The sequence below is a fragment of the Dokdonella sp. genome (assembly GCF_035511235.1).
GTDB lineage: Bacteria > Pseudomonadota > Gammaproteobacteria > Xanthomonadales > Rhodanobacteraceae > Dokdonella.
The window spans coordinates 1-21,894 of the sequence record NZ_DATKFQ010000022.1 but is presented as its reverse complement, the minus strand read 5'-3'; the positions used below and the strand labels follow the sequence as shown (position 1 = coordinate 21,894).

At 70.4% G+C, this 21,894-nt stretch carries 20 protein-coding genes; 11 read left to right on the top strand and 9 right to left on the bottom strand.

Going from position 1 to position 21,894, the window contains the following annotated elements:
- Positions 1 to 70 precede the first annotated feature (70 nt).
- Together VMR06_RS10425 and VMR06_RS10420 are read right to left on the bottom strand one after the other, a co-directional pair.
- On the bottom strand, positions 71 to 1,228 hold the full coding sequence (locus VMR06_RS10425) for an isovaleryl-CoA dehydrogenase (RefSeq protein WP_325375949.1): 1,158 nt from the start codon (positions 1,226 to 1,228) through the stop codon (positions 71 to 73).
- Between the two features lie 404 nt (positions 1,229 to 1,632).
- On the bottom strand, positions 1,633 to 2,736 hold the full coding sequence (locus VMR06_RS10420) for a Glu/Leu/Phe/Val dehydrogenase dimerization domain-containing protein (RefSeq protein ID WP_325375945.1): 1,104 nt from the start codon (positions 2,734 to 2,736) through the stop codon (positions 1,633 to 1,635).
- A gap of 234 nt (positions 2,737 to 2,970) precedes the next feature.
- On the opposite strand from VMR06_RS10420, the gene VMR06_RS10415 reads away from it, so the two are divergent.
- A complete protein-coding gene (locus VMR06_RS10415) occupies positions 2,971 to 3,564 on the top strand; it encodes a hypothetical protein (RefSeq protein WP_325375943.1) in 594 nt (197 codons plus the stop codon).
- A gap of 21 nt (positions 3,565 to 3,585) precedes the next feature.
- Here the strand turns inward: VMR06_RS10415 and VMR06_RS10410 are convergent, their stop codons facing one another.
- Complete coding sequence (locus VMR06_RS10410; RefSeq protein ID WP_325375941.1) at positions 3,586 to 4,422, bottom strand: outer membrane protein assembly factor BamD; 837 nt, start codon at positions 4,420 to 4,422, stop codon at positions 3,586 to 3,588.
- A gap of 77 nt (positions 4,423 to 4,499) precedes the next feature.
- Here VMR06_RS10410 and rluD point away from each other — a divergent pair, with 77 nt between their 5' ends.
- Positions 4,500 to 5,471 carry a 23S rRNA pseudouridine(1911/1915/1917) synthase RluD gene (gene rluD / locus VMR06_RS10405; RefSeq protein ID WP_325375939.1) on the top strand — a complete coding sequence of 324 codons (972 nt, stop codon included), beginning with the start codon at positions 4,500 to 4,502 and terminating at the stop codon, positions 5,469 to 5,471.
- Complete coding sequence (gene pgeF / locus VMR06_RS10400; protein ID WP_325375937.1) at positions 5,464 to 6,216, top strand: peptidoglycan editing factor PgeF; 753 nt, start codon at positions 5,464 to 5,466, stop codon at positions 6,214 to 6,216. Before rluD ends, pgeF begins: the two co-directional genes overlap by 8 nt.
- Before the next feature lie 13 nt (positions 6,217 to 6,229).
- Here the strand turns inward: pgeF and VMR06_RS10395 are convergent, their stop codons facing one another.
- The 4 genes from VMR06_RS10395 to VMR06_RS10380 all read right to left on the bottom strand — a co-directional run bounded on the left by VMR06_RS10395 (position 6,230) and on the right by VMR06_RS10380 (position 11,859).
- Positions 6,230 to 6,991, bottom strand: coding sequence for a murein L,D-transpeptidase catalytic domain family protein (locus VMR06_RS10395; RefSeq protein ID WP_325375935.1), 762 nt, complete (start codon positions 6,989 to 6,991; stop codon positions 6,230 to 6,232).
- Between the two features lie 86 nt (positions 6,992 to 7,077).
- On the bottom strand, positions 7,078 to 8,151 hold the full coding sequence (locus VMR06_RS10390; protein ID WP_414648110.1) for a L,D-transpeptidase: 1,074 nt from the start codon (positions 8,149 to 8,151) through the stop codon (positions 7,078 to 7,080).
- A gap of 192 nt (positions 8,152 to 8,343) precedes the next feature.
- A complete protein-coding gene (locus VMR06_RS10385) occupies positions 8,344 to 9,846 on the bottom strand; it encodes a hypothetical protein (RefSeq protein WP_325375931.1) in 1,503 nt (500 codons plus the stop codon).
- Between the two features lie 126 nt (positions 9,847 to 9,972).
- A complete protein-coding gene (locus VMR06_RS10380) occupies positions 9,973 to 11,859 on the bottom strand; it encodes an ABC-F family ATP-binding cassette domain-containing protein (protein WP_325375929.1) in 1,887 nt (628 codons plus the stop codon).
- A gap of 141 nt (positions 11,860 to 12,000) precedes the next feature.
- On the opposite strand from VMR06_RS10380, the gene VMR06_RS10375 reads away from it, so the two are divergent.
- The 8 genes from VMR06_RS10375 (at position 12,001) to VMR06_RS10340 (ending at position 20,274) form a co-directional block, all read left to right on the top strand.
- Complete coding sequence (locus VMR06_RS10375; RefSeq protein WP_325375927.1) at positions 12,001 to 12,729, top strand: FKBP-type peptidyl-prolyl cis-trans isomerase; 729 nt, start codon at positions 12,001 to 12,003, stop codon at positions 12,727 to 12,729.
- 110 nt (positions 12,730 to 12,839) lie between these two features.
- Complete coding sequence (locus VMR06_RS10370) at positions 12,840 to 14,180, top strand: UDP-glucose/GDP-mannose dehydrogenase family protein (protein WP_325375925.1); 1,341 nt, start codon at positions 12,840 to 12,842, stop codon at positions 14,178 to 14,180.
- A 111-nt stretch (positions 14,181 to 14,291) separates the two neighbouring features.
- Positions 14,292 to 16,100 carry a DUF1800 domain-containing protein gene (locus tag VMR06_RS10365; RefSeq protein WP_325375923.1) on the top strand — a complete coding sequence of 603 codons (1,809 nt, stop codon included), beginning with the start codon at positions 14,292 to 14,294 and terminating at the stop codon, positions 16,098 to 16,100.
- Positions 16,101 to 16,111: 11 nt separating this feature from the next.
- Positions 16,112 to 17,455, top strand: coding sequence for a DUF1501 domain-containing protein (locus VMR06_RS10360; protein WP_325375921.1), 1,344 nt, complete (start codon positions 16,112 to 16,114; stop codon positions 17,453 to 17,455).
- A gap of 280 nt (positions 17,456 to 17,735) precedes the next feature.
- Complete coding sequence (gene gmd / locus VMR06_RS10355) at positions 17,736 to 18,872, top strand: GDP-mannose 4,6-dehydratase (protein ID WP_325375919.1); 1,137 nt, start codon at positions 17,736 to 17,738, stop codon at positions 18,870 to 18,872.
- Complete coding sequence (locus VMR06_RS10350) at positions 18,869 to 19,084, top strand: SlyX family protein (protein WP_325375917.1); 216 nt, start codon at positions 18,869 to 18,871, stop codon at positions 19,082 to 19,084. The genes gmd and VMR06_RS10350 overlap by 4 nt, the downstream gene beginning before the upstream one ends.
- A 6-nt stretch (positions 19,085 to 19,090) precedes the next feature.
- Positions 19,091 to 19,705 (top strand): DUF2058 domain-containing protein, encoded by a 615-nt coding sequence (locus tag VMR06_RS10345; protein ID WP_325375915.1) that lies wholly within the window; start codon positions 19,091 to 19,093, stop codon positions 19,703 to 19,705.
- A gap of 161 nt (positions 19,706 to 19,866) precedes the next feature.
- Entirely contained in the window at positions 19,867 to 20,274 is a 408-nt protein-coding gene (locus VMR06_RS10340; protein WP_325375913.1) for a hypothetical protein, read from the top strand.
- Between the two features lie 147 nt (positions 20,275 to 20,421).
- Here VMR06_RS10340 and VMR06_RS10335 read toward each other — a convergent pair whose 3' ends face one another.
- Together VMR06_RS10335 and VMR06_RS10330 are read right to left on the bottom strand one after the other, a co-directional pair.
- A complete protein-coding gene (locus VMR06_RS10335; RefSeq protein ID WP_325375911.1) occupies positions 20,422 to 20,952 on the bottom strand; it encodes an SCE4755 family polysaccharide monooxygenase-like protein in 531 nt (176 codons plus the stop codon).
- 65 nt (positions 20,953 to 21,017) lie between these two features.
- Positions 21,018 to 21,894: IS30 family transposase (locus VMR06_RS10330; protein WP_325375909.1), on the bottom strand; the 877-nt coding region annotated here is incomplete at its 5' end.

The following is a 21,894-nucleotide window of genomic DNA, read 5'->3' as shown; positions in this document are numbered from 1 at the left end:
TCGTCGCCGACCAGATGGGGTGCCGCCCCGGCCTGCGCAAGCGCCGGTGCGCCGCGCGGCGCGGCCGGCTTCAGCTCTTGCCGTGGAACAGCTCGCGGCCGATCAGCATGCGGCGGATCTCGTTGGTGCCGGCGCCGATCTCGTAGAGCTTGGCGTCGCGCAGCAGGCGACCGGTCGGGAACTCGTTGATGTAGCCGTTGCCGCCGAGCGCCTGGATCGCCTCCAAGGCGACGCTGACCGCGTTGCGCGAGGCGTTGAGCAGGCAGGCGGCCGGATCGATGCGCGACTTGACGCCGCGGTCGAAGTCGGCGGCGACCTGGTAGGCGAACGCGCGCGAGGACTGCAGCGCGGTGTACATGTCGGCGATCTTGGCCTGCATGATGCCGAAGGTGCCGATCGGCGCATTGAACTGCTTGCGCTCGCGCACGTACGGCAGCGCGATGTCGAGCGCGGCCTGCATCAGGCCGATCGGACCGCCCGACAGCACCAGGCGTTCGGTGTCCAGGCCGCTCATCAGCACGCGCACGCCCTCGTTGACCTCGCCGACGCGGTTCTCGTCGGGGATCTCGCAGTCCTCGAACACCAGCTCGCAGGTGTTGGAGCCGCGCATGCCGAGCTTGTCGAGCTTCTGCGCGGTCGAGAAGCCCTTCATGCCCTTCTCGACGATGAAGGCGGTCATGCAGCGCGAGCCGGCCGGCTTCGGCGCGGTGCGCATGTAGACCAGCAGCACGTCGGCGTCCGGGCCGTTGGTGATCCACATCTTGCTGCCGTTGGCGATCCAGACCTCGCCGCGCTGCTCGGCGCGGCAGGTCATCGAGCCGACCACGTCCGAGCCCGCCCCCGGCTCGCTCATCGCCAGCGCGCCGACCCATTCGCCGCTGCACAGCTTCGGCAGGTACTTGCGGCGCTGCGCCTCGCTGCCGTTGTGGTTGAGGTTCTGCACGCACAGGTTCGAATGCGCGCCGTAGGACAGGCCGACCGAGCCGGACGCGCGCGAGATCTCCTCCAGCGCGACCACGTGCGCGAGATAGCCGAGTTCCGAGCCGCCGTACTCGCCCGGCACGGTGACGCCGAGCAGGCCGAGTTCGCCGAACTTGCGCCACAGGTCGGCCGGGAACTGGTTCTCCTGGTCGATGCGGTCGGCGCGCGGCGCGATTTCCTTCTCGGCGAAGGCATGCACGGTCTCGCGCAGCAGATCGAGGTCTTCACCGAGTTGGAAAGGGCGCATGGCGGACGGCTCCGTTGGGATCGAAGGGCAGACGCATGCGACGGCGACCGGCGGTCCGTCGCGACGAAGCGCGCACTCTGCCACATTCGGCGCCTAGGCGACCACGCGGCGGATCTTGGTCCGATCGCTCGCGCCGCGGGCGTTGCGCGGCGGCAGGCTGCGGCCCGGGAATGCGCGGGTCGGGTCTGCTGCGGCGCGACACGCATCGGCCTGCCGGCGCGCGGATGCGTCGGCGACGGCGGATGGCATCGGCAGACCTCCGGCGCGCGCTCGATCGCTGGCGTCGGAGGCGCGGGCGGCGTGACCGCCGTCGCGAGCGATGGCGCCGGCCGCACATGCGCGGCCGGCGCGAGGGTCGAATGGAGCGTGGCGCAGCCGGCGGCGGGATGCGGCTGCGCCGGGCGTCACTGGCCGCGCATGCGCCCTTCGAAACGCGGCGCGTTGCTGCCCATGTGCGGCAGGCGCAGCTTGCCGATCGTCTGGATGCGCTCCTCGGCCATGCGGTCGGCGGCGCGGAACGTCGGGATGCCGTCCTGCGCGGCGATCTGGAAGATGCGCGTGAGGTTGTGATAGATCGTGCGCATCATGCGCATCGCACGCTCGCGGTTGTAGCCGTCGATCTCCAGCGAGATGTTCATGACGCCGCCGGCGTTGACCGCGTAGTCCGGTGCATAGAGAATGCCGCGGCGCTCGACTTCCTCGCCGATCGCGTCGGTCGCCAGCTGGTTGTTGGCGGCGCCGCAGATGACCTTGCACTTGAGCCGCGGCAGGGTCTGCTCGTTGATCGTGCCGCCGAGCGCGCACGGGCTGAACACGTCGGCGTCGACGTCGTAGATCTCGTCGATGCCGACCGCCTCGCAGCCGAACTCGTCGACGCAGCGCTGCACCGCTTCGCGGTTGATGTCGGTCACGAACACCTTGGCATCGTGCTCGCGCAGCAGCTTGACGAATTCGAGGCCGACGTGGCCCACGCCCTGCACGGCGTAGACGTGGCGGCCGACCTCCTCGCTGCCGAACTTGGCGTTGAGCGAGGCGAGCAGGCCCTGCAGCGTGCCGTAGGCGGTGAACGGCGACGGGTCGCCCGAGCCGCCGTGCACCTGGTGCACGCCGGTCACGAACTGCGTCTCGCGGAACACCCATTCCATGTCGTTGACGTCGATGCCGACGTCCTCGGCGGTGATGTAGCGGCCGTTGAGCGAGTTGACGAAGCGGCCGAACGCGCGGAACAGCGCCTCGGACTTGTCCTTGGACGGATCGCCGATGATGACGGCCTTGCCGCCGCCGAGGTTGAGTCCGGCGACCGCGTTCTTGTAGGTCATGCCGCGCGACAGCCGCAGCACGTCGTTGACCGCTTCCTGCTCGCTCTTGTACGGCCACATGCGCAGGCCGCCGAGGGCGGGGCCGAGCACGCTGTTGTGGACCGCGATGATGGCCTTCAGACCCACGTCCGGGTTGTGGCAGAACACCACTTCCTCGTGGCCGGTGCGGGCGATCGTTTCGAAAATCATCAAGGACTCCGGGCGTGACGGTCCGGGCTCGCGAACGTGCGGGCGCTGGGGCTGCGGCACGGCGCGGGCGACGGACGGCTGGGTGGGATTCGGGCGGGCGGTGCCGCGTCGGGATGGTCGGAAAAGCGACATTGTAGCCCGCCCCGGCGGAGGCGGGTATCGGGCCGGCCGAGGGTTACGTGCCGCGGCGGCGTCGCGCACAATGCGCCCCACCTTCCGCGGGAGCGCTGCCCGATGAGTCCGACGATCCGCTGTGCGCTGTCGTTCCTGGCCCTGGCGGCCGTCGCGTTCGCCGCGCCGGCGCGTGCCGACGCCCGCGATGCGGTGCTCGCCGCGCATCGCGCGACGATGGACGCGCGCGTGCGCGTGGAGACCGTCTCGAGCGCCGGCGGCCAGCAGGCGCGCTCGACCGTGCGCTACGACACCAGCCGGCGCGTGCACCTCAAGACCGACCGGATGGAGATGATCGTGCTGCCCGAAGGGATCTGGATGCGCAATGGCGACGGCGGCTGGACGAAGCCGCCGTTCGACGCCAGCGCGCTGGTCCGCCAGCTGGTGCCCGAGACCGTCGAACAGATGCAGAAGGGCCTGTCCAACGTCGTCGACGAAGGCCCGGCGACGTTCGGCGGCCAGCCGGCGCGGGCCTACTCGTTCGACGTGGCGATGACGATGATGGGCATCTCGGTGAACTCGCGCAGCCGCATCCTGGTCGGCGCCGACGGGCGGATCGTGCAGGCGGTCACCGACGGCGAGGCGCTCGGCAAGAAGAGCCGCAGCGAGCAGACCTATCACTACGACGACGCGATCCGCGTCGTCGCGCCGAACTGAGCGTCGCGATCCGGCGCGGCCTCAGCCGCGCTTGATGACCGGCAGCAGCTTCCACCAGTTGGAGTGGTACTGCGGCCACTTGCCGGCGAACGAGGCGTGCTCGGGGTAGTTGAGCTTGAGCACGCGCTCGGCGTCGGCGGCGAGCTGTTCCTGGCCGAGCGCGCGGTACGAATCGACCATGATCGCCAGGCCGTCGCCGACCTGCACGGTCTGCGGATAGGTCTCCACGACGTACTTGGCGCGGTTCGCCGCGGCGACGTAGGCGCCCTTGCGCAGATAGAACAGCGCGATGTTGATCTCGGCCTTGGCCATCGAGTCGCGCAGGTAGATCAGGCGCTGGCGGCCGTCCGGCGCGTAGCGGCTCTGCGGATAGCGCTTGAGCAGCTCGGAGAAGTCCTCGAAGGACTGGTTCAGGAACGCCTGGTCGCGCCGCGTCGTGTCGAGGCCGACCATGCGGCTCAGGAAGTCGGTCTGGCGGTCGAAGTTGATCAGGCCGCGCAGGTAGTACGCGTAGTCGATGTTCTTGTGCGTGGGATAGGTGCGGATGAAGCGATTGATCGTCGAGTACGCGTCGTCGTTCTTGTAGCTCTTGTACTGCGCGTAGGCCAGGTTGATCTGCGACTGCTCCGAGTACGCGCCGAACGGGAAGCGTCCGATCAGCCGCGAGAAGGTCTCGGCCGCTTGGCCGTAGTTGCCGGCGTCGATCGCCGTCACGCCGCGCTGGTAGAGCTGCTCGACCGGCAGCGTCTCCAGCTCGTTGCCGCGCTTGCCGAAGGTCTTGCAGCCGGCCATCGCCACGGCCAGCACGAGCAGCAGGAGAACGCGCCAGGCGACGCGGAAGGACGGAAGGATTGGCATGCGCGGGTGGGGGTTTGCGATGATTGACGGCCGATCATAACCCGAACGTCCCGACGGTCGGAAACTCGCGAAGGACCATGAACGACACCGAATCGACGCTGAACGTACGCATTCCCGAGGCGCTGGCCGGCCGCCGCCTGGACCAGGCCCTGGCCGAACTGCTGCCCGACTACTCGCGCTCGCGTCTGACCGGGTGGATCAAGGAAGGCGCGGTGCGCGTCGACGGCGCGGCCGCGGTGCCGCGCCAGATCGTCGTCGGCGGCGAAACGGTCGCGCTGCAGGTCCGGCTCGAGCGCGAGATCGACGCCGAGGCCGAGCCGATCGACCTGGACATCCGCTACGAGGACGCCGACATCCTGGTGGTCAACAAGCCGGCGGGCCTGGTCGTGCATCCCGGTGCCGGCAATCCGGCCGGCACGCTGCAGAACGCGCTGCTGCATCACGATCCGGCGCTGGCGGCGATCCCGCGAGGCGGCATCGTGCACCGGCTCGACAAGGACACCTCGGGCCTGATGGTCGTGGCGCGCACGCTGCGCGCGCATACGGCGCTGGTCGCGCAGCTGTCCGACCGCGACGTGCACCGCCAGTACGAGGCCATCGTCTACGGGCCGATGATCGCCGGCGGCACCGTCGACGCGCCGATCGACCGCCACCCGCGCGACCGCATCAAGCAGGCCGTGCGCGAGGACGGCCGCGAGGCGGTCACCCACTACCGCGTGCGCGAGCGCTACCGCGCGATGACGCGCATCGAATGCCGCCTGGAGACCGGCCGCACCCACCAGATCCGCGTGCACATGGCGCATATCCGCCATCCGCTGGTCGGCGACGCCACCTACGGCAACGGCCTGAAGTTTCCGAAAGGCGCCACGCCGGAGCTGGTCGAGGCGCTGCGCAGCTTCCGCCGCCAGGCGCTGCACGCCGAACAGCTGGCATTCGTGCATCCGGCCAGCGGCGAGACCGTGACCGTCAAGGCCGAGCGTCCGGCCGACCTGGAGCGGCTGATCGCCGCGCTGCGCGCCGATACGGCCGAAGCCGGCCTCGATGACTGAGGCGGCCGCGGGCGCGTTGCGGCCGGACTGGCCGGCGCCGCCGGGCGTGCACGCGATCGTCACGACGCGCGATCTGCCGGGCCGCTCGGCCGCGCCGTTCGATCGCTGCAATCTCGGCGACCGCTGCGGCGACGCGCCCGAGGCGGTCGCCGCCAACCGCGCGGACCTGATCGAACGGCTCGCGCTGCCGGCGCCGCCGCACTGGCTGCGCCAGGTGCACGGCACCGCGGTCGCGATGTTCGATGCACCGGCCGCCGTGCAGCACGCGCCGCGCGAGGCCGATGCCGCACTGACGCGGCAGCGCGGGGTCGTGCTCGCGGTGCTGACCGCCGACTGCCTGCCGGTCCTGCTGTGCCGCGACGACGGCGCCGCGGTCGCGGCCGTCCACGCCGGCTGGCGCGGCCTGGCCGCCGGCGTCGTCGAGGCCGCGCTCGCGGCGCTCGGCGAGCCGCCGCGCCTGCTCGCGTGGATCGGTCCGGCGATCGGCGCGGCGTCCTACGAGGTCGGCGCCGAGGTCCGCGACGCGTTCGTCGGCGCCGATGCGGGCGCCGCCGCGGCGTTCACGCCGACGCGCCCGGGCCATTGGCGCTGCGATCTGGCGGCACTGGCGCGGCGGCGGCTGCACACAGCCGGCGTATCGCGCGTCCACGGCGGCGGCTTCGACACCTATGCCGATCCGCGTTTCTATTCGTATCGGCGCCAGGCGCAGACCGGCCGCTTCGCGAGCCTGATCTGGCGCAGCTGAGGTCGCGCGCTCGTCAGTGCGGCGCGGACGGCCGTGCCGCGGACCGCGTGAGCGGCGGCGCCGCGCCGGGCGCCTGGGAGGCGAGCCGGCCGTCGGCCGTGCCGCAGTCGGGCGCGAGCAGGCGCGAGCCGGCCAGCCAGGCCGGGTCCGGGTAGTACGCGAACACGAAGGCGCCGTCGCGGATCGTGTCGATCAATGCGCGTGCGATCGCCGGGCGCACCGCCGGGCAGCCGAGGCTGCGGCCGAGCCGGCCCTGGCTGCGGATCAGGTCCTGGCTCACGTACGGCGCGCCGTGGATCACGATCGCGCGCTCGCGGGCGCGGTCGTTGAAGCCCGGCTCCAGGCCGCGCAGGCGCAGCGAGTAGCCGTTGTGGCCGACGTAGGGTTCCTCGGTCACGAAGCCGCCGAGGCTCGACATGTAGCTGCCGGCCTCGTTCGAGAACTGCGTCGCGCGGTCCTGGCCGGTGTTGCGGCCGTGCGCGACCCATTCCTCGAACAGCAGGCGCTGCGCGTCGAGGTCGAACACCCACAGCCGCGGCCGCGTCGAGGGCTGCGAGTAGTCGATCACGCCGAGCGTGCGCGGCGCGGCATCGGCACCGCGCGCGGCGCAGGCCAGCGCTTGGGTCGCCAGCGCCAGGACTTGCCGGTCGAGCGCCGGCGCGGCGGCGGCCAGCGTATCGGTCAGGGACGGCGCCGGCGCGGCAGCCTGCGCGAAGCCGGAACCGAGGATGGCGCAGAGCGCGGCCAGCGCCGCGCGGCGGAGACGAAGCAGCATCGGCACGCCGCCGGATCGGCGGCTCGCAGCGGAACGAGGCGCCGATCTATCCACATCGGCGCCGCGAAGTCCAGCTGGAGTGCGGTTCAGGGTGCCGGCGCGGGCGGCGGCGGGGCGGACTCCAGCACCGGCTGCAGCGCCTGGCCGGTCGGCGTCGCGCGCACCGCCGGCAGGTCGGTCAGCAGCACGGTCGCGCCCGGCGCCAGCGCGGCGTACAGGCGGCGCGCGAACGGCGGCGGCAGGTCGAGTGGGCGCGCCTGCTGCAGGCGCAGCTGCAACAGCGCGATCGAGGCCGCGTCGTCGCCGAGGATCGGGTAGATCGTCCACTGGTGCCGCGGCCGCTCCGGATCGAGCACGCTCGGCGCGTCCTCGGTGCGATCGCCCATCACCAGCAGCACCGAGCCGCGCAGCGCGATGTCCGGATCGGCGCCGAGCCGGGCCTCGCCGATGCCGATGCCGTTGCGCAGCACGAACACGCGCCGCTCGCGCAGGCTGACCAGGACGCTGAGCGGACCGTCCGGCGCGGGCGCATCGTCCCAGGCCCAGTCGGCGCCGGCCGCGGTCGCGGCCGCCTCCTCGCGCGCCGCGGCCTCGGCCGGGCCGGCCGGTGCGCCGCCGGCCGCGACCGGCGCCAGCATCGCCGGATGCACCACGGCGGCCGCCGAGGCCTTGCCGTCGGCGACGACCACGGTGTCGCCGCGCTGGGTGACCGCGAACAGCTTCTCGGCGAAGGCCTTGGGCAGGCGCACGCAGCCGTGCGAGGCCGGATAGCCGGGCAGGGTGCCGCCGTGCAGCGCGATACCGTCCCAGGTCAGCCGCTGCATGTACGGCATCGGTGCGCCGTCGTAGAGATTGGAGCGGTGATCCTTGCTCTTCTGCAGGATCGTGAACACGCCGGTCGGCGTGTCCTTGCCGGGCTTGCCGGAGCTGATCGTCGACACGCCGATCGCGATGCCGTTGCGGTACGCGTAGGCGCGCTGCTCGTCGAGGCTGACCACCAGGACCAGCGGGCCGGCCGGGGCGATCTCCGGATGCCACAGGAACTGGCCTGGTTTCAGCGCCGCCGGATCGGGCTCGGCCGCCGAATCTGCGGCCGTCGCCGCCTTGCCGCGCGTCGGCGAGGCGCCGTCATGTCCGTCGGCCGCCGCGCTGCCGGCCATGGCCGTGACGGATGGGGCCGGTTTCTTCTGCGCCGCCGCGCGCGCCGGTTCGCCGGCAGCGCTCGACGCGGCGGTTGCCGGCAGCGGATTCAGCGCCACGGCCGCCGCAACGGCGAGCGCGCTTGACAGTAGGGACGGCAGTCGGGACATGGCGGCCTCCGCTCAGGGTCGGTCGGCCGCCATTGTGCGCGATCAGGGCTCGAAGTCGTCGGCGAACAGGCGATCGCCCAGGCGCAGGCACGGCGAATACTCCGAGGTCGGGCCGCTGCCGACGCTGACCTGCAGCGTCGCGGTCGCCGTGGCGAATCCCTCCGCCGGCAGATCCGCGAACGCGCCCTGGAACGTCGCCGTGCCGTCCGCGCCGGTGACGACCGTCAGATAGCTCAGATAGCTGGAGCTGCCCGGATGCGCGTCCGGTCCGCAGGCGGTCATCGTGTAGAAGTCGATGTAGTAGGTCGTGTTCGGCTGTGCCTCGAGGCGTCCGCGCAGGCGGCCTTCGCCGAGATCCACGCCGGTCAGCCGCGGCGCGTTCTGCAGGCCGTTGGGTCCTTCGTCGGCGTCGAGCGGATCGTTCGGCGTGGAGCCTTCGGCATTGTTGACGGCCAGATCGATCGCCAGGCCCTCGTTGCCGAAGATCGCATTGCCGAAGATCGACACCCGTTGCGGCGCAGTGCTGTCGCCGGGGCCGGTCACCAGCACGCCGGGGCCGGCATTGCCGGCGATGCCGTTGTTGACCTCGCCCGGAAAGCCGCTGCCGATCAGGATGCGCTCGCCGCCGCGCACCGCGATGCCCGGCCCGCCGTTGGGCACCGTCGCCAGCGGGAACGCGGCCAGTCCGATCAGATTCCGTACCAGGCGATGATCGCTGCCCGAGACGATCTCGATGCCGCAGCGCGTATTGCCGGACACGACGTTGCCGGGCGTCGCGCCCGGTGCCGCGTCGCCGCCGATGGTCGTTTTGCGGGTGACCTCGGCGCCGACGCCGGTGGTGCCGATCGAGATGCCGCAGCTGTTGCCGCGCGCGGCCGCGCCGCTGCGGTCGGTGCCGACCAGATTGCCTTGCACCGAGGCGTTGCTGCCGCCGACGTAGATGCCGCTATGGCTGTTGCCGGAGACCAGGTTGCGCTGCGCGCGCGCGGTGCCGCCGATCTGCGCGAAGTCGCCGCTCACGCTGAGGCCCACGCGCGTGCCCGGACTGCTCGGATAGACCGTCGTGCCGTCCGGGGCGATGCCGATGAAGTTGCCGGTAACGGTCGGGCGGTCGCCGAGCAGGGTGATCTGGCTGCCGCCGAAACGGTTGATCGACAGGCCGCGGATCGTACTGTCGACGGCGCCGACCAGCAGGATCAGGCCGTTCGCGCTGAAATCGCCGGGGCCGCGGATCTCAACGCGGATCTGTGCATTGGTGCCGATGGCCAGCGTGTTGGGCGCCGCGCCGGACTGAGTGTAGCCGTCGATCGTGACCGGCCCGGTGATGCCGGGCAGGCTGGAGGTGATCGCGATGCTGTGCGGTCCGGCGCCGGAGATCGCGAACGCGATCGTGTCGGCGCCGGCCGCCGCGTTGGCGTCGAGGATCGCCTGGCGCAGCGAGCCGGCGCCACTGTTGGCGGTGCTGGTGACGGTGAAGGTGGCGCCGGCCGCCGCGACCGGGGCGAGCAGGGCGGCGGCGAGCAGCAGGCGTGAACGGTGGCGCATGGACGGCATCTCCGCAGGGATCGACCGCTTGCCAAGCGCAGAACGGCCGGCGCCCAGGACATCGCCGCACCGATGCCGCATGTGGGCCGGGCCGCACGCCGCCCCCGATCGCGCGGCCGCCGCCGCTCAGGCGCTCGCCGTGGCTTCCTCCAGCGCGGCCTGGCCGGCCAGCCAGGCGTCCTCGAGCGTCGCGATCTCGCTGCCAATGCGGCCGCGCCGCGCGGTCAGCTCGGCGATGCGGCCGGCCTGGGCGCCGTCGTAGAGCGCCGGGTCGGCCAGGGCGGTCTCGACCTCGCTGCGTTCGCGTTCGAGCGCGGCCAGCCGCTTCTCGATGCGTTCGGCCTCGCGCCGCAGCGGCGCCAGCTTGGCGCGCTGCTCGGCGCGCTCGCGGCGATCGTCGCGGCGCGAGGCGCCGGCCGCGGCCGCCTCGCTGCCGGGCGGCGGCGTCTTGCGCAGCACCAGGGCCGCGTAGTCGTCGAGGTCGCCGTCGAACACGCCGGCGCGGCCGTCGCGGACCAGCCGGTACTCGTCGCAGGTGGCGCGCAGCAGCGCACGGTCATGCGCGACCAGCACGATCGCGCCGGCGAAATCCTGCAGCGCCTCGGCCAGCGCCTCGCGCGTGTCGGCGTCCAAATGATTGGTCGGCTCGTCGAGCAGCAGCAGGTTCGGCTTGCGGAACACGACCAGCGCCAGCGCCAGGCGCGCCTTCTCGCCGCCCGAGAAGCCGCCGACCTCCGACAGCGCGCGCTCGCCCGAGAAGCCGAAGCCGCCGAGGAAGTCGCGCGCCGCCTGCTCGCCGAGGTCGGCCTGCAGCCGCAGCAGATGCGCGACCGGCGTTGCCTGCGGGTCGAGCTGTTCGAGCTGGTGCTGCGCGAAGTAGCCGACGACCAGGCCCTTGCCCTCGCGCCGTTCGCCGGCCAGCGGTGCCAGCGTGCCGGCGATCAGCTTGACCAGGGTCGACTTGCCGGCGCCGTTGGCGCCGAGCAGGCCGATGCGGTCGCCGGCGCGCAGCGTCCAGCCGATGTGCTCGACGATGTGCCGCCCGGCGTAGCCGACGGCGGCCTGGTCGAGCACCAGCAGCGGTGCCGGCACGGCGGCCGGCTCGGCGAACGAGAACGTGATGCCGGACTCCACGCGCACCGGCGCGACCAGGGCCATCCGTTCCAGTGCCTTGAGCCGACTCTGCGCCTGGCGCGCCTTGGACGCCTTGGCCTTGAAGCGGTCGACGAACGATTGCATGTGCGCGCGCTGGCGCTGCTGGCGTTCGGCCAGCGCCTGCTGCTGGATCAGCCGCTCGGCGCGCTTGCGCTCGAAATGGCTGACGTCGCCGCTGAAGATCTCGGCGTTGGCGTCGGCCAGATGCAGCACGTGGGTGACCACCGCGTCGAGGAACTCGCGGTCGTGCGAGACCACGATCAGCGTGCCCGGATAGCGGCGCAGCCAGTCCTCGAGCCAGAGCACGGCGTCCAGATCCAGATGGTTGGTCGGCTCGTCGAGCAGCAGCAGGTCCGAGCGGCACATCAGCGCCTGGGCGAGGTTCAGCCGCATCCGCCAGCCGCCCGAGAACGCCGAGACCGGCCGCGTCTCGTCGCCGGGTGCGAAGCCCAGGCCGTTCAGCAGTTCGGCTGCGCGCGCCTTGGCCGCATAGCCGCCGATCGCCTGCATGCGCTCGTGCAGGCGGCCCTGCGCCAGCGCGTCGTGCGCGGCCTCGGCCGCGGCGAGCTCGGCCTCGAGCCGGCGGAACTCGGCGTCGCCGTCGAGCGCGTAGTCGAGCGCGCTGCGCGCCAGCGCCGGCGTCTCCTGCCGCACATGGGCCAGCGTCCACTCGCGCGGACGCGAGAAATCGCCGGCATCGGGCGTCAGCTCGCCGCCGATCAGCGCGAGCAGGCTCGATTTGCCGGTGCCGTTGCGGCCGGTCAGGCCGACGCGCCAGCCGGCATGAATGAAAAAGGTCGTGTCGTTCAGCAGCAGCCGGAAACCCCGGCGCAGGCTCAGATGGTCAAAGCGCAACATGGCCGGCAGTTTAACCGGCGGTTTGCCAAGAAACCCGGCCGCAGGGACAATACGCGGCCCGGCGCAGCGGCCGTTGCGGTCTTCTCGGTGTCCGCGAGTAATCGAAGGCCGGCCATTACCCCCCTATTCCAGGAGCATTCGATGACCCGTTTCACCCGCAAGTCCCTGCTCGCCGTGGCCGTGCTGTCGGCGTTCGGCGCAGGCGCAGCGTTCGCCGCCGACGCCTCGCTCAAGACCGAGAAGGACAAGGTCAGCTACATGGTCGGCATGCAGATCGGCCGCAGCCTCGGCCAGATCAAGGACGACATCGACCTCGCCACCGTCTACAAGGCGATGCAGGACTCGGTCGGCGGCGGCAAGACGCTGCTGACCGACGAGGAGGCCAACAAGGTCGGCCAGGAGTTCCAGCAGAAGCTGCAGACCAAGCATCTGGCCGAGCAGAAGGCTGCCGCCGAGAAGAACAAGTCCGAGGGCGAGGCCTTCCTGGCCGCCAACAAGTCCAAGCCGGGCGTCAAGACCACCGCCAGCGGCCTGCAGTACCAGGTCGTCAAGGAAGGCAGCGCCAAGAAGCCCAAGGCCACCGATACGGTCAAGGTCGACTACACCGGCACCAAGATCGACGGCACCAAGTTCGACAGCTCGATCGACCGCGGCACCCCGGCCACGTTCCCGCTCAACGGCGTGATCAAGGGCTGGACCGAAGGTCTGCAGCTGATGGGCGAGGGCGCCGAGTACAAGCTGTTCATCCCGGCCGACCTCGCCTACGGCGAGAACGCGCCGCCGAACATCGGCCCGAACGCGACGCTGATCTTCGACGTCAAGCTGATCTCGATCGAGAACGCAGCCGCCGCCGAGCCGGCCAAGAAGTAAGCACCGCACCAGCGGTATCCGCGCCGAGGGCGTGCCGCGAACCGGCGCGCCCTCGTCGTTTCCGCCTCCGCGCGACGCGGTGGCGGACGTCATCGATTCTGGAGTAGGGCATGCGCGTCACGATTTTCGGCACTGGTTACGTGGGTCTGGTCACCGGCGCCTGCCTGGCCGAGGTCGGCAACGAGGTGACCTGCGTCGACGTCGACGCGGCCAAGGTCGCGCGGCTCGAGGCCGGCGAGATCCCGATCTTCGAGCCGGGCCTGGACGTGCTGGTGCGCGACAACCATGCCGCCGGCCGCCTGCGCTTCACGACCTCGGCGGCCGCCGGCGTCGCCGGCGCGCAGCTGATCTTCATCGCGGTCGGCACGCCGCCCGACGAGGACGGCAGCGCCGACCTCTCGCATGTGCTGGCGGTCGCGCGCACGATCGGCGCCGAGCTCGCCGAGCCGGTCGTCGTCGTCAACAAGTCGACCGTGCCGGTCGGCACCGCCGACCGCGTCCGCGCGACGATCGCCGCGGCGCTGGCCGAGCGCGGCGCCTCGATCGCGTTCGACGTCGTCTCCAATCCGGAATTCCTCAAGGAGGGCGATGCGGTCCAGGACTGCATGCGGCCCGACCGCATCATCATCGGCTCCGACAGCGCCGCCGCGGTCGCGCGCCTGCGCATGCTGTACGCGCCGTTCAACCGCAACCACGACCGCATCGTCATCATGGACGTGCGCTCGGCCGAGCTGACCAAGTACGCCGCCAACGCGATGCTGGCGACCAAGATCAGCTTCATGAACGAGATCGCGGCGATCGCCGAGCAGGTCGGCGCCGACGTCGAGCAGGTGCGCCTGGGGATCGGCTCGGACCCGCGCATCGGCTATCACTTCATCTATCCGGGCGCCGGCTACGGCGGCTCGTGCTTTCCGAAGGACGTCAAGGCGCTCGAGCACACCGCGCGCAGCCACGGTGCCGAGCCGCGCCTGCTGAGCGCGGTCGAGGCCGTCAACGAGGCGCAGAAGCGGCGCCTGTTCGCGCTGCTCGGCCGCCATTTCGGCGAGCTGGCCGGCTGCACGATCGCGGTCTGGGGCCTGGCGTTCAAGCCGAACACCGACGACATGCGCGAGGCGCCGAGCCGCACGCTGATCGAGCAGCTGTGGGCCGCCGGCGCGCGCGTGCGCGCCTACGATCCTGAGGCCGCCGCCGAGACGCAGCGCCTCTACGGCGAGCGTGACGATCTGGCACTGTGTCCGGACGCCTACGCCGCGCTCGAGGGCGCCGATGCGCTGGTCGTGGTCACCGAATGGAAGATGTTCCGCAGTCCGGACTTCGAGCGCATCGCGCGTATGCTGAGGACGCCGGTGGTGTTCGACGGCCGCAACATCTTCGACCCGGCGACGGTCGAGGCCGCGGGCCTGGCCTACTACGGCATCGGCCGCGGCCGCAGCGTGCGCCGCCCGGACTGAGAAAACGCCGCGAAAACCGCGCCTTGCCGGCGCCAATCAGCGCCGGCCGTCACGTTTCGACCGCTGCAGGCCGTTTACTCTGTCGCCGGGCGATGCATCGGGGTGGCACATATGGATGGGCAGCTTTTGGGCCGCGAGGGTCTCTCGCGGCGCAGTTTTCTGGCCGGCGACATCGGTGAGGGCGGCCCGCGCGGCGCCAGCCTCTCCAGCGCGCTGGTGACGCCGCCGTTCGCGGCCTACGTATTGGGCCGGCTCGGCTTCGGACCGCGCCGCGGCACGGCCTTCAGCGTGCAGCAGTTCAACGCGCTCGGCGCCACCGACGACGCGCGCCTGACCGCCTTCGTCGACCAGCAGCTCAGTCCGACGCTCGACGGCGGCGGCCACGTCACCGATCCGGACGTCGCCGCGCGCCTGGCGCACGAGAACTTCGTCACGCTCGACAAGAGCTTCGACCAGCTCTGGCTCGACCACGAGGTCAACGGCTCGCTGTCCGGGCAGCCGTACACGCGCGACTGGCCGATCCGCGAGATCGAGCGCGCGGTGTTCGTGCGCGCGTTCTATTCGCGCTGGGGCCTGTTCGAGCAGCTCGCCGATTTCTGGCACAACCATTTCAACGTCTACGGCTACGACCGCTACGCCGCGCCGACCTTCGTGTCCTGGGACCGCGACGTGATCCGCAAGAACGCGCTCGGCAACTTCCGCACGATGCTGCAGAAGACCTTCGAAGCGCCGGCGATGCTGTACTTCCTCGACAACTACATCAACCGCGCGCCGAGCTTCAACGAGAACTACGCGCGCGAGATCATCGAGCTGCACACGCTGGGCTCGATCAACTATCTGGGCCCCGATCTGCAGCAGAACCAGGTGCCGCTGATCCCTGCCGGCCAGCCCGGCGCCGGCTGGCCGGTCGGCTACGTCGACGCCGACGTCTACGAGCTGGCGCGCTCGTTCACCGGCTGGACGTTCTATCGCGGCGGCGGCTCCAACCCGAACACCGGCCTGCCGTACCTGGTCACCGACCAGCACGACATCGGCCAGAAGACCGTGCTCGGCGAGTTCGCCGCGGCCAATACGCCGTACGCGGCCGAGCACCAGCGCTTCCTCGACCGGCTCGCCTACCACCCGGGCACCGCGCGCCACATCGCACTGAAGCTGGCCAGGCGCTTCCTCGGCGACGATCCGCCCGAGTCGGTCGTGGCGGCGGCGGCGCTGGAGTTCTGGAACAACCGCGCCGCGCCCGACCAGATCAAGAAGACCCTGCGCGTGGTGCTGCTGCACGACGGCGGTCCCGGCTCGTTCCGCGACCTCGGCAATTTCGGCAACAAGACCAAGAAGCCGTTCGAGGCCGTCGTCTCGGCGCTGCGCGCGGTCAATGTCGACTTCACCGTGCGCCGCAACGACAGCGCCAGCGACGGCTTCATGGACCGCTTCCGCCGCAGCGGCCACCGGCCGTTCGACTGGCGCGCGCCCGACGGCTTTCCGGACCACACCTCGTACTGGATGGGCGGCGGCGCCTACGTGCATGCCTGGCGTACCGTCGACTGGGTGCTCGACCAGAACCTCGGCGCCGACCAGACGCCGCTGGCGCCGGTGCTGGCGCTGACTCTCGGGGAATTCAGCGCCGCGCCGGCCGACCACACGCCGAACAACCTCGCCAACTTCTGGCTCACGCGCGCATTCGACTGGGCGCCGAGCGGCACGACCGGCTGGCGCGGCACCGAGCTGCATTATCAGGTCGCCTCGTTCATGTGCCGCAACACCGACACGGTGACCTATTTCGGCGCCGACGTCGGCATCGGCAACGGGCCGGCCGGCAATACCGCCGGCATCGGCACCGATTCGGGCCCCAACTACTGGCACAGCCGCCTGCGCGGCATGGTCGACTGCGCGCTGTTCAGTCCGCAGTTCATGGTCCGCTGAGGAGCGACGACATGGGCAATCTGACGCGACGCGCGTTCCTCAAGGGCTCCACGCTGTGCCTGACCGCGCTCGGCGGGCTCAAGCTCGGCCTGCACGCCAACCCGGCACGCGCCGCCTGGAGCGGCGAGCGCTTCCTGGTCTACGTCTATCTGCGCGGCGGCATCGACGGGCTCAACCTGGTCTGCCCGATCGCCGGCCCGGACCGCGCGCCGTACGAGCAGCGCCGCCCGAACATCCATCTGCGCACGACCGGCTCCACCGCCGCGCTGCCGCTCGGCTCCACCAACTTCGGCCTCAACTTCGCCGCGACCGGCCTGCACGAGCTGTACGGCCAGGGCAAGCTCGCGATCGTGCACGGCACCGGCTTTCCGATCGGCCAGATCACGCGCTCGCATTTCGATGCGCAGGACTACATGGAGCACGGCACGCCCGGCAGCTCGTCGATCGGCAGCGGCTGGCTGGCGCGGCACCTCGCCGGCAGCGGCCAGGTGCCCGACGGCGCGGTGATCCCGGCGTTCAGCGCCGGCAGCAGCGCGCCGGCGAGCCTGCTCGGCCGCCGCGACGCGATGGTGCTGGACGACCCGAACAGCTACCACCCCAACGCGAACAACGGCACCGTCGACGGCGTGCCGCGCTACAAGCTCTCGACGCTGATGACGCTGCGCTACCTCTACCAGGGCAGCGGCGACCTCGACCTCGCCGGCACCGGCGCGATCGAGACCGTCGAACTGGTCGATACGCTCAACATCGCCAACTACACGCCGTCGCCGGGCGCGAACTACCCGAGCAGCGGCGTCGCCGCCACGCTCGGCAACCAGGCCAAGCTGATCGCCAACATCGCCAAGCGCGGCCTCGGCCTGCAGGTCGCCACGCTCGACTACGGCGGCTGGGACACGCACGAGAACCAGGGCGACGGCACCCAGGGCGACCTCAACCAGAACCAGTACGCCAACCGCGTCGCCGGCCTGTCGCAGACGCTGCATGCGCTCTACACCGACCTGGCCGGCGCCGGCATGGCCGGGCGCATGGTCGTGGTCGTGCACAGCGAGTTCGGCCGGCGCGTGCGCGAGAACGCCAACCGCGGCACCGACCACGGCAGCGCCAACCCGATGCTGGTGCTCGGCGGCCGCGTCCGCGGCGGTCAGCTCTACGGCACGTTCGGCGGCCTGCAGGACGGCCAGCTGTTCCAGAACGAGGACGTCATGACGACGACCGACTTCCGCCAGGTGCTGGCCGAGGTCGCGGCCGGCCACCTCGGTAGCACCGAGCTCGGCACGGTGTTCCCGGGCTATGCCTATCCGGGGCCGCTCGGCCTGCTGCCGGGCGACCCGATCTTCGCGTCCTCGTTCGACTGAGAATCCGGCGGCGCCGGACCCGGGCCGCCGCCAAGCCTGTACCTCGGCGCCGCCGCCGTTTACCATCACCGCCCCTTTCCGGCGGGCCGCCCCAGGCCGTCCGCCGCCGCGATCGAGGAACGGATCGCTCGCGGGTCGGCGTGAAGACGCCGGCGGAAGGAACGGACGGCGCGGTGCTGCCGCGCTGCTGCGATGCGGGCCGGGACACAGGCGTCCCGACCCGGCCAATCTGAGGGGCCGCCCGGCGCGCCGTCGCGCCCGGCCGACAGCGTGGGAGCCGATGAAGAAACGAGCCCTGATCACCGGCGTCACCGGCCAGGATGGCGCGTACCTGGCCGAGCTGCTGCTGGCCAAGGGCTACGAGGTGCACGGCATCAAGCGCCGCGCGTCCTCGTTCAACACCGAGCGCATCGACCATCTCCATCACGAGCTCGACGAGTCCGGTCCGGCGCTGACGCTGCACTACGGCGACATGACCGACTCGCTGAGCCTGCTGCGGATCGTGCAGCAGGTCGAGCCCGACGAGATCTACAACCTCGCCGCGCAGAGTCACGTCGCGGTGTCGTTCGAGGAGCCCGAGTACACCGCCAATGCCGACGGCCTCGGCACGCTGCGCCTGCTCGAGGCGATGCGCACGCTCGGCCTCACCGACCGCTGCCGCATCTACCAGGCGTCCACGTCCGAGCTGTACGGCCTGGTCCGCGAGACGCCGCAGCGCGAGACCACGCCGTTCCATCCGCGCTCGCCGTACGGCGTCGCCAAGCTCTATGCGTACTGGATCACCGTCAACTACCGCGAGGCCTACGGCCTCTACGGCTGCAACGGCATCCTGTTCAATCACGAGTCGCCGATCCGCGGCGAGACCTTCGTGACGCGCAAGATCACGCGTGCGCTCGCGCGCATCGTGCATGGCCTGCAGAAGACGCTGCACCTGGGCAACCTCGACGCGCGGCGCGACTGGGGCCACGCGCGCGACTACGTCGAGGCGCAGTGGCTGATCCTGCAGCAGGACGAACCCTGCGACTACGTGATCGCGACCGGCGTGCAGCACTCGGTGCGCGACTTCGTCGTGCTTGCCGCGCGCGCGATGGGCGTGGAGATCGTGTTCCGCGGCAGCGGCGACGACGAGCAGGGCATCGTCGACAGCGTCCACGCACCCGATTGCGCACTGGTGTCGGGCCAGGTCGTCGTGCGCGTGCACCCGCAGTACCAGCGACCGGCCGAGGTCGGCACCCTGCTCGGCGACGCCGCGCTCGCGCGCGAGAAGCTCGGCTGGACGCCGCGCACCTCGTTCGATGAACTGGTCCGCGAGATGGCGCTGGCCGATCTGGCGCTCGCCGCCGAAGAAGCCAAAGGCGTGGTCGGCCCGCGCCACGGCCGCCACCTGATCGAGACGCTGCCGGAGCCCGGCCGGTGAGCGCCAGCATCGAGGAGCGCCTGACCGAGCTGGAGGTCCGGCTCGCCTTCATCGACGACACCGTCAATGCGCTCAACGGCGTCGTCGCCGACCAGGACCGCCGCGTGCAGCAGCTCTCGGCCGAGCTCGAACGGCTGCGCGGCGAGCTGCTCGGCGTACGCCTGGCGCTGTCCCACGACATCCGGGACGAACCTCCGCCTCCGCACTACTGAACCGCCATGTCCGAATCCCTGCGCGATCAGCTGCTGAAAGCCGGTCTGGTCAAGAAACCCGTCCCCGAGAACAAGCCGCAAGGCAGATCCGGCCGTCCGTCCGGCCCGCAGCAGCGGCCGCCCGGCAAGGGTGGCGGTGGCAAGGGCGGCCCGCACGGCGGCAACGCCCGGAGCGGTGCTGCGCCCGGTCAGGCGCAGAAAGGCGGCGGCAAGAGCCAGGACGAGATCGATCTGGCCAAGGCCTACGCGCTGCGCCAGCGCGCCGAGAACCAGGAGCGCCAGCGCGTCGAGCGCGAGGCCGCCGAGCGCGCCCGTCTCAAGAAGGAGCGCAGGCAGAAGCTCGGCACGCTGTTCACCGGCAAGGCGCTCAACGCGGCCGACGCCGACGTCGCGCGCCATTTCCCGCACGGCAGCAAGATCCGCCGCGTCTACGTGACCGCCGACCAGCTGTCGCGCCTCAACGCCGGCGAACTCGCGGTCGTCCAGCACAACGGCCGCTACCTGCTGGTCGAGCGCGAGATCGCGCTGGCCGCGCAGGCGATCGACGAGGAAGCCCTGGTGCTGCTGTGCGATCCGGATGCGCCGGCCGAGGACGACGTGCCGGCCGATCTGGTCTGGTAGCGGGTTTTGGAGCTGCTCGCTACTCTCCGTACTCATCCGTCGAGCGTGGATGTCGTTCCCGGTTCGTGAAGCCCATATTCGCGATCAGGTGCGATCAGTATCCGCATGGGGCGATCGTGAAAAGATTGAGGACGACGAGCGGTGCTTGCTACGCGATTGCGATGGCGTCCTCGGTCGCGTTCTTTCTCTTCCATGTCGGGATCGAAGACTCTTCCTTCGTTGCGGCTAGCGTGGTCGCGGTGTTGGCTGCGGCTCTCATCGGCTATTGGTTGGGTTCCTGGTATCTTCCGGTCGAAGGTGAGCGCCCCGGCTTCGAGTTGATCACCTGCCCATTGCTCGTCCTGTTCCTGGCCGCGAGTGCAGGCTCAGCTACTGTGGCCTTATGGGATCTATGGGAGCGTCCTTCCGGTAGCCTGGGCGGTGCGATGCTTCTGGTCATCCCCATCAGCTTCAGTGGCGCAATTTTCTTCATGCTCATGGTGTGGCCGGCCATTCTTGTTTCTTTTTCGTTGGCAGGCATTGCGCTGGCCCTGATGAGTCGCTCGGTGTCCGGCCAGCCGATCGACTAGCTGCGCAAACGTTTCGGCACGCGGCAAGGGGCTCGTCGGACAGTTGCGCTCTACGCGAGGACTCCGCGTCGGTCGACATGCGATCGGGGTGCGGCCGCGGCATGACGTGCAGGTCGGACAGTTTGGTGATCCGCCCTCGCTTGGATGTCATTCGAAGCCGCTGACGAATATCCGGTCCGATACCAGCACGACATCGGCGCATTGGTAGTGTACGTCCGAGCTATCGGGCCCAATCGTGTAGGGCGGCGCATCGTATCGGACTTGAATGAGCTGCAGCGTGCATTCGTCGCACGCCACATTCGGCAACGTCACCTCGACACTCTTGGAGGCGCCGGGCTCCGGATCGGCGATGTCGTCGAGAAGCACCGCCGGTCCGTTGTAGAAATCATCATAAGCAAGCGGAACGGTGAAGGCGTCCTGGCCATCGGCATCGAAACTGATGCGATAGTGGCTTGGATGATTGATGGTTTCGGTCCATTGCACACTGATCGTGGTGCCCGAGCTCAGGACCGTTCTCGTTTCGGCCGGGCCGGGATCGGGGTTGTCGCCGCAAGGCGACATGTAGTGCGCTGCCCCGGGAGCGTTGGGCGTGCGCGCGGGCGGATAGCTCAACATGATATGCGCGTGGGCGAGCGAGCATGCGCACGCCGAACATAATGCGATGCAAACCCACTTCATGATGCCTCCCCGGCTCCTGGCCAACATGCGCCACGCTGCGGATCAGTCTACGGCACTTGGCGGTCTCAAGATTCAAGCGCAACACGTTGTGAGTGAGCAGCGATTTCCTTGTCCATCATCTCGGCCGGTGTCATCCAGCCCAGCGTTTGCCGCGGCCGCCCGTTCATCAGCTTGGCGACGTGGTTGAGTTCTTCCTGGCTGATGTTGGACAGGTCCAAGCCCTTGGGCATGAACTGACGCAGCAGGCCATTCGTGTTCTCGTTGCTGCCAGGGGGCTGCCAGGGCGCATGCGGGTCGGCGAACCAGATGTCGATGTTCAAGCGCTTGGCCAGTTCGGCGTGGCAGGCCAGTTCGCTGCCGCGGTCGTAGGTTAGGCTCTCGCGCAGGAACGCCGGCAGTTTCTTCATCTGGCGCGTGAACCCTTCCAGCGCATCCTGCGCCGTGCAGCCCTCCATCCGGCACAGCACGACGAAGCGCGTCTTGCGCTCGACCAGCGTGCCCACGCATGAGCGGTTGAAGGCGCCCTTGATGAGATCCCCCTCCCAGTGCCCAGGCAGTGTGCGCTCGGCAATCTCCTCAGGGCGGTGCACGATGCGCAGCGCTTCCGGCACGAAGCCGCCACTGGAAAGCGTCTTGCGCCGTCGGCCGCGACTGGGCTTCTCCTGACGCAGCGCATCCACCATCGCCTTCTTCAGCGATCCGCGCGGGTGGGCGTAGATCGCCGCGTAGATCGTCTCGTGGCTGACCTGTCGAGCGGGATCGTCCGGGTACATGCTCCGCAGTCTCGCCGCAATCTGCTGCGGCGACCAGCGGTCGTACACGAGGTGATCCTGGACGCGTTCGTGAAGCCAGCTGCCTTCCACCAGCTTACGCGGCCGAACACTGCGAGTCCGCCGCAGGCGATAGGCCATGCCGGCCGTCTTCGCCTCGTAGCGAACCCGC